The following is a 15,055-nucleotide window of genomic DNA, read 5'->3' as shown; positions in this document are numbered from 1 at the left end:
GGGCCGGTCGGCCGCTGTCACAGCGGCCTTTGCGTGAACTCGCACTGGCGGGCCGTCCGTTCTTCCATGGAATCAGTTCCTCGTGGGCCTCGTCCGATCGTGGCCGTCAGTGTGAATGACGGGGCACCGCGCTGCCGCTGCCCCCGACGAGGAAGTCGAGGTCCGCGCCGCTGTCTGCCTGTAGGACGTGCTCGCTGTAGAGCCGTACCCAACCCCGGTCGGCCACCGGCTGCGGAGGCTGCCAGGCGGTGCGGCGTCGGGCGAGTTCGGCGTCGTCGACCAGGAGGTCCAGCCGGCGCGTCGTAACGTCGACGGAGACCAGGTCGCCGGTGCGTACCAACGCGAGCGGGCCACCCACTGACGCTTCCGGTGCCACGTGCAGGATGCAGGTGCCGTAGCCGGTGCCGCTCATCCGAGCGTCGGAGATCCGCACCATGTCCGTGATGCCGTCGGCGAGCAACCGTCGTGGCATGGGCACGTTGCCCACCTCCGGGAAGCCGGGGTAGCCCCGCGGCCCGGCGTTGCGCACGACGATCACCGTGTCGGGGGTGACCTCGAGGTCCGGGTCGTCGGCGGCGACGACGTACTCCTCGATCCGGTCGAAGACGAGCGCCGGGCCGGTGTGCGTGAGGAGGTGGGCGGAGGCGGCGGAGACCTTCAACACCGCCCCGGACGGCGCGAGCGAGCCGCGCAGCACCACCGTGCCCGAGCCAACGGGCTGGAACGGCTCCTCCAGGGTGGCGATGACGTCCCGGTTCCAGCACTGGGCGCCGTCGACGTTCTCCGCCACGCTCCTGCCGCTGACAGTGATGTGGTCCATGTGCAGCAGCGGGGCGAGCTCCTTCATCACCACCGGAAGGCCGCCCGCGTAGGCGAAGTCCTCCATCAGGTACGTCCCGGACGGCATGAGGTTGACGAGCATGGGCACGTCGGCGGTGAGGGTGTCGAAGTCCTCCAGCGACAGGGGGACGCCGAGGCGTCCGGCGATCGCGAGCAGGTGTACGACGGCATTGGTGGAGCCGCCGATGGCGGCGTTCACCCGGACGGCGTTCTCGAACGCCTGCCTGGTGAGCACCGAGGACAACCGCTGGTCCTGTTCGACCATGGCGACGATCCGGCGTCCGGCGGCGTGCGCGAGCGCGTACCGCCGGGAGTCGACAGCCGGCACGGCGGCCGCCCCCGGCAGCTGCACGCCCAGCGCCTCGGTCACACAGGCCATCGTGGACGCGGTACCCATTGTCATGCAGTGGCCTCGGCTGCGGGACATGCCGACCTCAGCCTCGGAGCAGTCGGCCGCGGTCATCCGGCCGGCCCGCATCTCCTCGGTGAAGCGCCAGACGACAGTGCCGGAGCCGATGTCCTGGCCGCGGAACTTGCCGTTGAGCATCGGGCCGCCGGTCAGCATCAGGGTCGGCAGGTCGACGCTCGCCGCTCCCATCAGCAGGCCGGGGGTGGTCTTGTCGCAGCCGGAGAGCAGGACCACCCCGTCGAGCGGGTTGGCGCGGACCGACTCCTCCAGCTCCATCGCCAGCAGGTTGCGGTAGAGCATGGTCGTGGGTCGCATCAGCGGCTCGCCCAGGCTCATCGCCGGGAACTCCAGCGGCAGGCCCCCGCTCTCCCACACGCCCCGCTTCACCGACTCGGCCAGGTCGCGCAGGTGGGCGTTGCAGGGCGTCAGCTCCGACCAGGTGGTGGCGATGCCGATCACCGGGCGACCGTCGAAGACGTCGTCCGCGAACCCCTGGTTGCGCATCCAGGACCGATGGATGAACCCGTTGCGGCCTTCCGCACCGAACCACTCCCCGCTGCGCAGCGGTCGATTCGTCGTCGACATCAGCACACCTCTCTGTCATCCGTCCGGCCGCGTCCTGCGCGGCGATCAATGCGCCTGTGGTGGATTGGCTGGTGACGTCGGTGCGGCCTACCGGAGACCTCCGACGGAGAGGCCGCCGCGCCAATGTCGTTGCAGACTGAAGAACGCGATGATCAGCGGGATCACTGACACCAGGGAACCCAGGATGATGAGGCTCCACAGCGAGGTGGTTCCCGCGTTGTTCGCGGACGCGATTCCCTGCCAGAGGCCGAGGCCGACGGTGACCGGGAAGAGCCGGTTGTCGGAGAGCATGGCCAGCGGCAGGAAGTAGTTGTTCCAGGACGCCACGGCCGACAGGAGCAGCACGGTGACCACCGCGGGACGCATCAGCGGAAGAGCGATCTGAAGGAACGTCCGTACCTCTCCCGCGCCGTCGACCCGTGCCGCGTCCAGGAGTTCGTCGGGCACCGCGTCGCGCGCGTACACGTGCATCAGGTAGACGCCGAACGGGTTGAGCAGCGACGGGAGGATCACCGCCCAGACCGTGTTCGTCAGGCCGAGCCGGGAGAACATGATGAAGGTCGGGATGACCAGAGCGGTGGCGGGCACCATCAGCGCGCCGAGCACGATGGCGAAGCTGAAGCGCCGGGCGGCGAACCGGTACTTGGCGAACCCGTAGCCGGCCATGACCGCCAGGACGGTGGCGCCGATTCCGCCGGCGATGGCGTAGAGCGTGGAGTTGAGCATCCACCGCAGGTAGATGCCACCGTCGTAGGTGAAGAGCTGCCGCAGGTTCCCGAGGTAGTCGATCTGGTCGGTGAACCAGAGGGTGTTGCCGCCGCCGAACAGGCCGGGCGCGCCCTTGGAGCTGTTGACGATGACCCACCAGAACGGTACGAGGAAGTAGATCACCAGGAAGCCGAGGAGGATCTGAAGGGGAAGATAGCGCTGCGGTCGGCGGGCGCCGGCGCGAACGCTGGTGTGGTCGGTCATCAGAGGAAGCTCCTCCGCTTGCGGGTGAAGAACAGGAAGGCGTACACGCAGATGAACACGAGCCCGCCGAGGGCGAAGGAGATCGCCGACCCGTAGTTGAAGTTGGCGAGCGAGAACGCCTGTTGGTACGCGTACATGTTCGGGGTGAAGTCCGCGCCGATCGTGCCCGCGGCGAGGTAGCGCAGGATCTGCGGTTCGTTGAAGAACTGCAGGGTGCCGATGAGCGAGAAGACCAGGATGAGGATCAGGGCGGGCGCGATCAGCGGAATCTTGATCCGCGTCGCGATCTGCCACCGCCCGGCGCCGTCCATCCGGGCCGCCTCGTAGAGCGTCGGGTCGACGCCCTGCAACGCCGCGTACAAAATGATCATGTAGTAGCCGGCCCACTGCCAGGTGACGACGTTGAGCAGCCCGTAGAAGATCAGGTCGCTGCTCAGGAAGTCGGGTGCGGTGGCGCCGAACAGCCCGAAGATGTCGGTGAGCGGGCCGAAGCCCCGGCTGTAGAGGAACCCCCACATCACGGCCCCGATCACGGTGGGGATCGCGTACGGCAGAAAGATCATGAGGCGGGAGAAGCGAGCGAACAGGGTGGTCACCGAGTCCAGGATGAGGGCCAGCGCGAGCGCGATGACGATCTGCAGCGGGATCGAGACCAGCGAGAAGCGGATGACGAACCACGCCCCGGACAGGAAGCTCGGGTCGGTGAACGCCTTCACGTAGTTGTCGAAGAGAACGAAGCTGGTGCCGCCGATCAGCTTCTTCTGAAAGAGACTGAGGTACAGCGCGTACCCCAGCGGTGCGATGAGGAACGCCAGGAACACGATCCCGAACGGCCCGACGAAGAGCCACCCCATCAGGTGTTCGCGGAGGTGCACCTTGCCACGGATCTTGCGCGCCTCAGGCTGAGGACGCGGTGCTCGCTTCTCGGTCAGGGATGTCATCTTGGTCTCCGGGACGTGGACGCTGAGGGGGGCGGGTGGGCCGGCCGGCCAGTGCCGGCGCGGCCCACCCGTCCGGTCACTGAACGGTGAAGCCTTGTTCCTTGGCGTACTTCGCCACGTCCTCCTGGAGCCGGTCGGCAGCCTGCGAACCGGTGACGGAGCCCTTGATGATCTCGCTGACCTGTTTGGTCATGGCATCGAGGTAGTACTGACCGAAGGGGGCGTACGCGACACCCCTGTAGGCCTCGGCGGCGGGAAGGTAGACCTCCTTGTTCGCCTGCTGGCCGTTGAAGAACGCCACCTTCAGGTCGGCGAACGCGGGGTCCTTGAGCGCCGTGAGGTTCAGCGGGAAGATGATCTGGTTGGTCCAGCCGTCGGTGAGCGACTCCTTGTCGGCGTAGAGCCCGTAGGCGACCTTCGCGGCCAGCTCCGGCTTCTTCGCCTGCTTGGTCACCGAGAAGGCCGACCCACCCCAGTTGACCTGCACCGGGTTGGCCGGGTCCCACTGCGGCAGCGGCGCCACAGCGAACTTGCCCGTGTCCTGCCCCTTACCGACGCCGGCGCCGGTGAGGTAGCCGGGCGCCCAGGCCGCCGAGATGTACGTCGCGTAGTTGCCGTTGATCACGCCGGAGATGTACTCCGGGGTGAACTGGTCCTGCGTACCGACCAGGCCCTTCTTGGCGAGGCCGCCCCAGTAGTCCAACACGTCCTTGGACGCCTGGTCGTTGAGCTTCACCCCGATCGCCTTCGGCTGCGCCGGGTCGTAGGTGAAGGGCGCGGCGCCCTTCTGGATCTGCAGCGCCATGGTGAGCGCCGAGACGTTCGCGCCGAGGTCACCGAAGAGCGGGCCACCGGCGTCCTTGACCTTCTGGGCGGCCTGCTCGTACTCGGCCCAGGTCTTCGGCGGCGTGATCTTGTATTTGTCGAAGATGTCCTTCCGGTAGATCATCGCCACCGGGCCGCCGTCGACCGGGACGCCGTAGACCTTGTCGCCGACCGACACGTCCTTCCAGGCGCCCTCGCCGTAGTTGGCCTTGACCGCGTCGAAGCCGTACTGCTTGATGTCGACGAGCGCGCCCTGGATCTGGAACGTCGGGATCCGGTCCGCCTCGACCATGATCACGTCAGGTGCGCCGGTGCCCGCCGAGATGGCGGTCTGGAACTTGTCGTACTCGTCGCTGCCCTGGCCGACGTTGGTCCAGCAGACCTGCACGTCGTCGTGCTGCTTGTTGAAGTTGTCGACGACGAGTTGGGTGTTGGGGTACCAGCCCCACATCGTCACGACCGGCACGTTCTGCTTGGTGATGGTGTTCGTGCAATTGCTCGCGTCGCTGCCGCCCTCGTCGGAGGAGCAGGCGACGAGGCCGGTCCCCGCCGCGAGCATGGCTACCGTGGCGAGTATTCGTCTTCTCTTCATTGAGATGGTTCCCTTCGGCGATGGCGGTGCACTGCATCCATGCGCTGGCGGGCGCCACCGGGGGCAGGAAGCCCTGCTCCCGGTGGCGTCGCCGGCGAAGGCTCCTAGCGCTTGAACAGACGGGGCGCCAGGTCGATGAGGTTCTTCTGCCACACGTCCCAGCCGTGCGGCCCGGGGGTGACCCCGTCGAACTCGTAGCGGATACCGAGGTTGTCCAACGTGGTCAGCGATGCCATGAAGCTCGGGTACACGAAGTCGGTCTGGTCACCGACGTACAGGCGCAGCATCTTGGTGCCGTTGTTGATCGCCGCCACGTCGACGCCGGTGCCGCTGCCGAAACCGGCCGAGAACGCGGCGACGTAGGCGAACTCGCCCGGGTAGGCCCGCAGCACCCCGAACGCCTGCCCGCCGCCCATCGACAGGCCGGCGAGGGCCTGCTGCGACGGATCGCTGGAGATGTGGTAGCGGGCACGGGCCGTCGGAACGATGTTCTGCCGCAACTCGCTGTTGAAGTTCGACGAGTTGCCGTTGCCCATCACGACGACCATCGGCGTGAGGTCGCCGTCGAGGAACTGGTGGTCGAGGATCTGCTTGGCGCGGCCCATCTCGACCCAGTCCGTGTAGTTCTGGCCGCCGCCGTGCTGGAGGTAGAGGACGGGGTACGGCTGCGTCCGGTTCGGGTCGTACCCCGGTGGGGTCCACACCAGCGCGGTGCGGTCCTGGCCGGCCACCGTGCTGGGATAGGTCATGCTCTCGACCTTGCCGCCGCGACCGGCGGGCACGTCCGACAGCAGTCGGGCACCCGGCCCCGGGATGAAGAAGGTGCTCCACATCGGCTCGGTGGTGACAGTCGTCGGGTTGGAGGCGTCCTTGACCGCGACCCGGTCCACGATCAGCCGGTAGTAGTAGAACCAGGGCTTCAGCGGACCCACTGTTGCCCGCCACCGGTCACCGTCGCGCGTCAGTGGCAGTCGCAGCCAACTGCCGCCCGGCGCGACGTTCGCCCAGACCGTGACGTGCTGGGCGTCAGTGAAGTCCGTGGTCGTCTCGAAGGTGACGAACCCGTCCTCACTGATGAAGGGTGTCGGGGTGGTGCCGGCCGGCGGCGGGGCGAACTCCCGCTTGAGCGGCTGGTGACCGGGGCTCGGCCCGTGGTCCGCCACGTGCCGGAACAACCGCGGCACGAAATCGACGAGGTTCTCCTGCCAGGTGGTCCAGGTCGCGCCGCCGTCCGGGTTGACCCCGTCGAACTCGAACCGGACGTCAGCTCGGGTCAACGCCTTCGTCAGCCGGTAGGTGGGGTTGTACGCGGGATCGGTGACGTTGCCGGTGTAGAGGCGGAGCAGCTTGACGCCGCGGTTGATCGCCTTGGCGTCCTTCCGGTCGATCTGCGGGGCCGACGTGCCCGAGAACGAACCGACGTGCCCGAACTGACCCGGCTTGGTGAGCGCTGCCCGCAACGCCTGCGTGCCGCCGTCGGACACACCCGCGATCGCCTGGTGCGCCGGATCGCGAAGGACCCGGTAGGTGTCGGTGACCGCCTTCCGGAGGTCCTTCAACTCCCTGTCGTCCGAGGCGTCGGCGTCGTTGATCACCACCACCATCGGGCTCATGGCACGCGCGGCCGAGAGGTTGTCGAGGATCTGCTTGGATCGGCCGAGGTCGAGCCAGTCGGTGGCGGCCACATCGTCACCCGACTGCAGGAAGAGCGCCGGGTATCCCTTGGAGCCCTTGGCCGCGTAACCCGGTGGCGTCCAGACCAGGGCGGAGCGCTGTGCGTTCCTGGTCCGATAGGTCAGCGTCTCGATCTTCCCGCCGGTGCCGGCTGGCGCGTCGACCAGCCACCGGGCCGAGTCACCCGCGATGAAGAAGGTGCTCAGGAGCGGGTTGGACGCGACACCGGTGCTGTTCGTCGGGTCCTTGATGGTCAAGGTGTCGTCGGCGGTGAGCTGGTAGTTGTACAGCCCGGGCTCCAGCGCGCCGAGAACACCCGACCACACGTCACCCCGGCGGGTCAGACCGAACTCCGCCCAGCTGGCCGACGGGCCGAAGTTTCCCTCGACGACGACCTGCGAGACGGTGCCCAGGTTCTCCTGGACGTACGCCGCGGGAACGGCGAACGTGGCGTAGCGGTCCGCGGAGACGTCCAGCCACGGCGTGTCCGCCGCTGCCGGTTGCGGCGCGAGGAGCACCGCCGCGGTGGCGATGACCCCGGCGGTGAACGCCGCCGAGAGCCGCCGACGTACGCCCAGACGGCGTAAACGCCCGTGATACTGTTCGGTAGCCACACTCCACTCCTTTCACGTGCCGGCAGCGGATGCGACCCGACTGGCCGGCTCAACTCAACGGTGGATCTGCCGTGTGGTGCGTGCACCTCCTTCAGGCCGCTGCCGCGCTCTTCGGCGGTGCTGTCGAGTCGCGCACGACGAGGCTGGTCGGAAGCACGATCTGGCTCGGCTCGTCCCACTCCCCGGTCACCAGTGACTTCAGCATCCGCGCGGCTTCGTACCCGAGCTGATACATCGACTGGTCCACAGTGGTCAGACCCGGCTGGGTCAACGCCGACTCGGGGATGTTGTCGAACCCCACGACGGACAGGTCCCCCGGCACCGAGAACCCCAGCTCCCTGGCGACCTCCAGGACCTTGAGGGCCATCCCGTCGCTCGCCGCGAAGATCGCCGATGGCGGGTCCGGTCGTTGCAGCAGGACGCGCGCCAGCGGAGTCGCCGACTCCGGGTTGAAATCTCCTCGGCCGATCAGTGTCGGGTCGACCGGAACCCCGGCGGTGGTCAGCGCGGCCCGGTAGCCCTCCTCCCGGGACCAGGCCGAGGCCAGGCTGTCCCGGCCGGCGATGAACCCGATGCGTCGATGGCCCAGGCCGAGCAGGTGCTGGACCGCCGTGGTGGCGCCAGCGAAGTTGTCGGAAATCACCGAGGGTGCCGTCGAGCCCCGCACCGGGTCGATGGCCACGACCGGCGTCCGGGTCCGGAAATCACCCCAGGGCGTGACGACGATGCACCCGTCGGTGAGGGTGCCCGACAGTCGGGTCAGGTGGCGCTGCTCCCAACCCTCCGAATACGACCCGTAGAGGTCGCTGTTGGCATAGATGATCAGATCGAAGCCCGATCGGCTCAGCGCCTTCATCACGCCCTTGAGCACTTCCGCCGTGTACGACTGGAAGCTGTGCGCCACGAGACCCAGAACGTTGGTGCGGCTGCGCCGAAGGCTGGTGGCCACCAGACTCGACTCGTAGCCGAGCTGCTCGATGGCGGAGCGCACCTGAGCGACAGTGCGAGCGCTGACGCCGTAATGCCCGTTGACGACGCGCGAGACGGTGGCGGTGGAAACGCCAGCAGCTCGGGCGACATCACTCATTGTTACCGGCGCATTGACTTCAATCATGCCGCTCTCTCTGGACTGCAATCGTTATCGGTTACGTTTCCAGGATGTTGCCAACGTAACTGAGAACGATTACGAACACAAGACCTCTTCGTCCTTGACCGACCGTCGAGAACAAGGTCCTAACCGGACGCCCGCAAGGGCGCGATGACCTTCGGACGCCGTTGCGGATAACGCAATCGGCATCCTCTGCCGGGGGTCGGATTGGGCCCGATTTCCGCGTTGGTGCCACCCGTTGACAACAGGACGGCACGCTCCGTCAAGAACCATTCCCCGTCCCCGGGTGAACGATCACAGTTGCCGAACTTCGACGGCCCCGGTAAAGACCTTCGACGTCGGCCGGTCCGGGTCCGCACTGATGACAAAGGTGCCGGCATGAGTGTGGTCGGCAGCCGAGAAGCCGACGTACACCTCGATCTGCCCGGCCTCCACCGCGTAGGCCATGCTCCGGTCGTAGAAACCGAGCTGGCCGGTGGGGAGCGCGAACCGCACCGCCACCCGCTGGCCGGCGGCGGCCTCGACGCGGGCGAAGGCCTTCAGCTCCAGCACCGGCCGGGTGACAGTGGCCTGTGGGTCGCGGACGTAGAGCTGCACCACCTGCTCCCCCGCCCGGTGTCCGGTGTTGGTGAGCGTGACCTCGACACCGACGGTGTCCCCGGCGCGAACCTCGGCGCTCTCCACCGTGGCGTCCTCGATCACGAACGAGGTGTACCCGAGGCCGTGGCCGAAGACGTACCGCGGGGCGACCGGCGAATCCACGTAGTCGCCGTGCCAGTGTGACCGCCCGCCGGACACCTTGTGGCCGTAGAAGACGGGGATCTGGCCCACGCCGCGGGGGTACGAGATCGGCAGCTTCCCGCTCGGGTCGACCTCACCGAGGAGCACCTCGGCGATCGCCTGCGCCCCGGTCTCCCCCGGCAACCAGGCCATCAGCACCGCGGCGCACTCCTCGTGCAGGAAGTCGCTGCCCACCGGTCGGCCGGCGACGAGCACCGCCACGACGGGCGTGCCGGTGGCGACGACGGCACGGACAAGCGCTTCCTGCACGCCCGGCAGATCCAGACTGGACCGGTCCCGCGACTCGCCAGTGGTGGCCCCGGGCGTCACGCCCGAGCGATCACCCAGGACCAGCACCGCGACGTCGGCCGCCGAGGCGACGGCGACCGCCTCGGCGAACCCCTCGTTCGACGGGTCGAGCACGTCGCAGCCCCGGGCGAAGCGCAGCCGGTCGCCCAGCCGCGCCGCGAGTTCGTCCCGCACCGTGGGCACACCCTCGGTACTCTCGTCGATCTCCAGATCGTCGGGGATCGTCATCATCTCGCCGAGCAGGCCGCGCCGCTTGCGCGCCTGGACCAACGCCTCGATGTGGGCCACGAACGAGTAGTCACCGAGCAGGTGTCGGGCGTCGTCGGCGTTCGGGCCGATGAGAGCGACGGTTCCGACGCCGGCGAGCAGCGGCAGGACGCCGTCATTCTTGAGCAGGACGAGGCTGCGGCGGGCGATCTCCAGCGCCACGTCCCGGTGCCGCTCGGCGTTCGCCGACGTCGAGGCCGCATCCTCGTCGACGTACGGGTTCTCGAAGAGCCCGAGTTCGACCTTGTGCCGAAGGATCCGTGCGACCGCCTCGTCCAGCCGGGCCTGGCTGACCTCGCCGGCGTTCAGGGCGCGGGTGAGGGCGTCCGCGTACGCGTCCGTCGCCGGAAGCTCGACGTCCACGCCCGCGCCGAGGCCCACAGTCGCGGCCTGCTGCTTGTCCTGGGCGAAGTGGTGGTACGAGTGGAGGTCGTTGACGGCGAAGTAGTCGGAGACCACGGTTCCGGTGAAGCCCCACTGCCCACGCAGGACGTCGGCGAGGAGTTCCTGGTTGGCATGGCACGGGACGCCGTCGAGCTCGTGGTAGCCGGCCATCACCGACTGGAGCCCGCCGTCACGGACCGCCGCCTCGAACGGATACAGGTACACCTCGCGCAGCAGACGCGGCGGCAGGTGGGCCGGCGCCCAGTTCAGCCCACCCTCGGACGCCCCGTAGCCGACGAAGTGCTTGGCGGTGGCGAGGACGCCGTCGGCCAGCTCGGCGCCCTGCAGGCCCCTGACGAACGCCACCCCCATCCGGGACACCAGGTACGGGTCCTCGCCGTAGGTCTCCTCCGTCCGGCCCCACCGTGGGTCGCGCACCACGTCCAACACCGGCGAGAGCCCCTGATGACTTCCCATGGCGCGCATCTGTGCGCGAACAACGTCCGCCAGCTGCCGGTTCAGCTCCGGTGCCCAGGTGCTCGCGACGCCGATCGCCTGCGGGAAGATGGTCGCCTCGCGGGCCATGACCCCCGAGCAGACCTCCTCGTGCACGATCGCCGGAATCCCCAGCCGGGTCTCGCTGACCAGGAAGCGCTGGATCGCGTTGGCGGCCCGCGCCACCTGCGCCGCCTTCAGACTGGTCGCGCCCGCGATGCGGGTGACGTGCCCCAGGCCGTGTCGAAGGATCGGCCGGGCCCGCTCGGCCGCGAACCGTCCGCCCTCCAGCAGTGTGAACGCCCACGTGCTGCCCAGTTGCGCGAGCTTCTCCTCGCGGGTCATCCGGGCCAACAGGTCCGACACCCGTTCGTCGACCGGTGCCGTCGCATCCCTGTAGGTCGCTTCGATCTCCGGCTCAACAGTGGTCACCCGGTCACCCCAATCACCGCGACAAGCTGGTCTTTCGGCCGGGGCGGCAGGACCCGCGGGGGGATGCCGGCCAGACATTGGTCCAGGCGTCGTGTTCCCTTACGTAAACGTAATCGGTAACGTTTACATAGATCGAGAACGTAATCGAAGACGATCACGTTGTCCAGAGCTCACAGTGCCTCCACCACCCCTCGGTCCCGGCGCTCGGGCAGTGCTGCCGGCGTCGGACCTGCACGAAGGGAGCCAGCCCTGAACACCCACCTCGACAGCGCGCCGGAGAACGGCGTGAACACGGCCCGCCTGACCCTGGACCCCCGCCGACGCGTCGCGCCGGTGCCACGTCGACTCTTCGGCTCGTTCGTCGAGCACCTGGGTCGCTGCGTCTACACCGGAATCTACGAGCCGGGGCACCCGACGGCCGACGCCGACGGCTTCCGGGGCGACGTCCTCGCGCTGGTGCGTGAGTTGGGCGTCACCACGGTCCGCTATCCCGGCGGCAACTTCGTCTCCTCCTACCGCTGGGAGGACGGCGTAGGCCCGGTCGACAAACGACCGGCGAGGCTCGACCTCGCCTGGCACAGCCTGGAGACCAACGCGTTCGGGCTCGACGAGTTCATGCGGTGGGTCGGCAAGGCCGAGGTGGATCCGATCATGGCGGTCAACCTGGGCACCCGTGGCACCGCCGAGGCCGTCGACCTGCTCGAGTACGCCAATCACCGCGGCGGGAGCCACCTCGCCGACCAGCGCCGCGACAACGGCGCCGTCGATCCGTACGGAATCAAGCTGTGGTGCCTGGGAAACGAGATGGACGGCCCGTGGCAGGTGGGCCAGCGCAGCGCGACCGAGTACGGGCGGCTGGCGGCGCAGACCGCGAAGGCCATGCGCCGCTTCGATCCCGATCTCGAACTCGTCGCCTGCGGCTCCTCACACCTCGGTATGCCGACCTTCGGCAGCTGGGAGCGTGACGTGCTGACCGAGGCGTACGACGACGTGGACCTGATCTCGCTGCACGCGTACTACCAGCCGGTCGACGACGACCTGGCCAGCTTCCTCGCCTCGGCCGAGGACATGGACAGGTACATCGACGCCGTCACCGCCATCGCCGACTCGGTCGGAGCGATCCGTCGGTCCACCAAGAAGATCATGATCGCGTTCGACGAGTGGAACGTCTGGTACCAGTCCGCCGCCCCGTCCACGCCGCCGAGCGGCGAGGACTGGCCGGTCGCACCGCCGCTGCTGGAGGACCACTACAGCGTGGCCGACGCGGTCGTCGTCGGCGGCCTGCTCATCAGCCTGCTGCGGCACAGCGACCGGGTGAGCGCGGCGTGCCAGGCCCAACTGGTAAACGTCATCGCACCGATCATGACCGAGACGGGCGGCTCGGCCTGGCGGCAGACCATCTTCCACCCCTTCGCCCGCACCGCCCGGCACGCTCAGGGCACGGTGCTGGACGTGCTGCGCGAGGGCAGCACGACGACCACCGACCGCTACGGTGAGATCAACGCGGTCGACGCGGTCTCCACCTGGGACGACACCACCGGGGAGATGACCGTCTTCCTCGTCAACCGCGTCCTCGACACCCCGGCCGAGGTGACCATCGACGTCGCCGGCGCGCAGGTCAGCGACATCATCGAGTGCGTCACCGTCGGCGGCACCGACCTGCACGCCAAGAACACGGCCGACGGTCCGGACCACGCCGCGCCGCGCCCCAACGACACGGCACGCGGCGCCGACGCCAGCGTCCAGCTGACTCTTCCGCCGGCGTCCTGGACCATGCTGCGCCTGCGTGCCGCCGACAAGACCCCGTGATCGGCTGACGAACGGTCCCGGACATGCCCCGGCCGCGCACACCCTGGCAATCACCAGGGGTGCGCGGCCGGGGGCTTCCCCACCACAGGGAGTACGGGATCCAGCCTGTTGTTACCGGGCGTCGACGGGATCGCTGTCAGAGTCGTTGAAGAGCTTGTCGCCCCGGTAGCGGGCGACCACCGGCGCGTTCAGCTCACCACTGACGGTCTTCTTCAGCCGGGCGACGCCGTGGCGCACCGGGGCCGACCCGAGGTGCCTGTCACCCGCGTAGAAGTCGACAGTCGTGGGTGAACGCTTGACGTCCTCTCTGCCCTGGAGGGCGGAGATTCCGGTCTGCTACGCCCCCGAAGGGGCAAGCTCTCGGCGGGTTACCGCTTCGCCGCGCGGTGCCGGCACGGGTGCCGGTCTTACCTGCGCTCCACGGTCGTTGAGGTCCGCCCGTCCGGCGGCCCTGATGTTCTTGGCGGCGTTCACGTCTCGGTCGTGCAGGCTGCCGCATGGGCAGCCCCACGTCCGGACGTTGAGCGCCATCTTATCGTTGATCCGGCCGCAGTCCGAGCACATGCGCGTCGACGGAAAGAACCGACCTACCCGAGCGAAGGTGCGCCCGCGCCGGGCGGCCTTGTACTCCAGCATGGCCGCGAACTGCGACCACCCAGCGTCGTGCACCGACTTCGCCAACCGTGTCCGGGCGAGACCAGCCACGCACAGGTCCTCGACGAACACCGCTTGGTTGTCGCGGATGATCTGCGTCGAAAGCTTGTGCTGCCAGTCCCGCCGGGTGTCGGCCACCTTCGCGTGCGCGCGGGCGACCTTCCGGACAGCCTTCTTGCGGTTGTTGCTGCCCCGCTGCTTGCGGGACAAGCCCTGCTGCAACCGGCGCAGCTTGCGGGCTGCACGGCGCAGGAACTTCGGCGCGCTCACCTTCGTCCCGTCGGACATCACTGCGAAGTGCGTCAACCCCAGGTCGATGCCGACCTCCGAGTCCAGCTCGGGCAACGGCTGGTCGGCGGTCTGCACCACGAACGAGGCGAAGTGCCGACCGGCGGCGTCCCGGACCACCGTCACCGACGTCGGCGCAGCCGGCAGCTCCCGCGACCAACGGACTTCCAGATCGCCGATCTTCGGCAGCCGCAGTCGACCGTTGTCGAGGATCTTGAACCGGGCGTTGGCGGTGAACCGGACGGCCTGCCGGCTGTCCTTGCGGGACCGGAACCGGGGAGCGGCGACCTTGCGACCCTTGCGCATGCCCGACAGCGAGGCGAAGAAGGCGCGGTACGCAGTGTTCAGGTCAGCGAGGGCCTGCTGCAACACCACCGATGACACCTCACCCAGCCACGCACGCTCCGGGGTCAACTTGGCCACGGTAACCCGCTTGGACAACTCGGCGTCCGTCGGATACGGCAGGCCAGCCTCGTGTGCTTCCTGTCGCACGCGCAGCCCGTCGTTGAACACCACCCGCGCGCACCCGAACGCCTTCGCCAGCGCCTCACGCTGGGCGGCGTCCGGGTAGAGCCGGTAGTTGCACCGAAGCTGCACGCATCGATTCTAGCGTTGGTCTATGGCTGATCTCGGAGACGTCCGCACTGGTAGACGGTCGGGCGCAGGAGCGCGGGGGGTGCGGCCGAGGCGGGCGGGGCGGTGACGGCGGCGAGCAACGCGAGCATCAGCCGGCGCGTCGGTGCCGGCATCAGGGGACGGGGAGGTGCGACGGGCATGTTCCTGCTCCCTCTTCGGCGTGTGGGTCAGACCGCACCGAGCGGCCGACCGACCATTCGATGGTGAGGTGAAGGGATACCAGTAACGAGCGATGCAGCTATGCGAGCGCTAACATCGTTCCCTGCCGAAAACACAACCATGAATTGCATTGACGGTGAAGACGGAAATCGGAACAGAGAATCGCGTCCAAACAATTCGGGCGCGCTTCAGCGGCACCAGGACAACTGGCGCGCGAATTCGCTGTCGGGTCGATGTCGTCGAGGAATTCGCGCGCCAGTCGCAGGTGGGCCGGAAACGCGC

The 15,055-nt window shown here is 68.3% G+C and carries 11 protein-coding genes; 1 reads left to right on the top strand and 10 read right to left on the bottom strand.

The annotated features are described in order from the left end of the window. Nucleotides 1-106: 106 nt before the first annotated feature. The 7 genes from ABZ794_RS03725 to ABZ794_RS03695 all read right to left on the bottom strand — a co-directional run bounded on the left by ABZ794_RS03725 (nt 107) and on the right by ABZ794_RS03695 (nt 11,227). A complete protein-coding gene (locus ABZ794_RS03725; RefSeq protein ID WP_357514047.1) occupies nt 107-1,834 on the bottom strand; it encodes an IlvD/Edd family dehydratase in 1,728 nt (575 codons plus the stop codon). A gap of 87 nt (nt 1,835-1,921) precedes the next feature. Beyond that, nucleotides 1,922-2,806 carry a carbohydrate ABC transporter permease gene (locus ABZ794_RS03720; RefSeq protein ID WP_357514045.1) on the bottom strand — a complete coding sequence of 295 codons (885 nt, stop codon included), beginning with the start codon at nt 2,804-2,806 and terminating at the stop codon, nt 1,922-1,924. Then, a complete protein-coding gene (locus tag ABZ794_RS03715; protein ID WP_238689939.1) occupies nt 2,806-3,747 on the bottom strand; it encodes a sugar ABC transporter permease in 942 nt (313 codons plus the stop codon). Before ABZ794_RS03715 ends, ABZ794_RS03720 begins: the two co-directional genes overlap by 1 nt. A 76-nt stretch (nt 3,748-3,823) precedes the next feature. Next, the gene (locus ABZ794_RS03710; protein ID WP_357514042.1) at nt 3,824-5,164 is read right to left on the bottom strand and encodes an extracellular solute-binding protein; all 1,341 of its coding nucleotides are present in this window, start codon (nt 5,162-5,164) and stop codon (nt 3,824-3,826) included. A gap of 104 nt (nt 5,165-5,268) precedes the next feature. After that, nucleotides 5,269-7,452, bottom strand: a complete 2,184-nt coding sequence (locus ABZ794_RS03705) for an alpha/beta hydrolase-fold protein (RefSeq protein ID WP_210781501.1) — start codon at nt 7,450-7,452, stop codon at nt 5,269-5,271. A 91-nt stretch (nt 7,453-7,543) separates the two neighbouring features. After that, the gene (locus ABZ794_RS03700) at nt 7,544-8,539 is read right to left on the bottom strand and encodes a LacI family DNA-binding transcriptional regulator (protein WP_357514040.1); all 996 of its coding nucleotides are present in this window, start codon (nt 8,537-8,539) and stop codon (nt 7,544-7,546) included. A gap of 315 nt (nt 8,540-8,854) precedes the next feature. Continuing rightward, nucleotides 8,855-11,227 (bottom strand): glycoside hydrolase family 3 N-terminal domain-containing protein, encoded by a 2,373-nt coding sequence (locus ABZ794_RS03695; RefSeq protein ID WP_210781503.1) that lies wholly within the window; start codon nt 11,225-11,227, stop codon nt 8,855-8,857. A 285-nt stretch (nt 11,228-11,512) separates the two neighbouring features. On the opposite strand from ABZ794_RS03695, the gene ABZ794_RS03690 reads away from it, so the two are divergent. After that, nucleotides 11,513-13,036: an alpha-N-arabinofuranosidase gene (locus tag ABZ794_RS03690; RefSeq protein ID WP_238689934.1), complete on the top strand. Its 1,524-nt coding sequence runs from the start codon at nt 11,513-11,515 to the stop codon at nt 13,034-13,036. A 111-nt stretch (nt 13,037-13,147) separates the two neighbouring features. On the opposite strand, the gene ABZ794_RS03685 is transcribed toward ABZ794_RS03690, so the two are convergent. The 3 genes from ABZ794_RS03685 to ABZ794_RS03675 form a co-directional block, all read right to left on the bottom strand. Next, nucleotides 13,148-13,273, bottom strand: coding sequence for a hypothetical protein (locus ABZ794_RS03685; RefSeq protein WP_255750828.1), 126 nt, complete (start codon nt 13,271-13,273; stop codon nt 13,148-13,150). 99 nt (nt 13,274-13,372) lie between these two features. Then, nucleotides 13,373-14,575 carry an RNA-guided endonuclease TnpB family protein gene (locus ABZ794_RS03680; RefSeq protein ID WP_210781505.1) on the bottom strand — a complete coding sequence of 401 codons (1,203 nt, stop codon included), beginning with the start codon at nt 14,573-14,575 and terminating at the stop codon, nt 13,373-13,375. Between the two features lie 20 nt (nt 14,576-14,595). Further along, a complete protein-coding gene (locus tag ABZ794_RS03675) occupies nt 14,596-14,754 on the bottom strand; it encodes a hypothetical protein (RefSeq protein ID WP_210781506.1) in 159 nt (52 codons plus the stop codon). Nucleotides 14,755-15,055 lie beyond the last annotated feature (301 nt).

Source organism: Micromonospora sp. NPDC047187, from assembly GCF_040643355.1.
In the GTDB taxonomy this organism is placed as follows: Bacteria; Actinomycetota; Actinomycetes; order Mycobacteriales; family Micromonosporaceae; genus Micromonospora; species Micromonospora salmantinae.
This window is presented reverse-complemented; position numbering and strand designations above follow the sequence as displayed.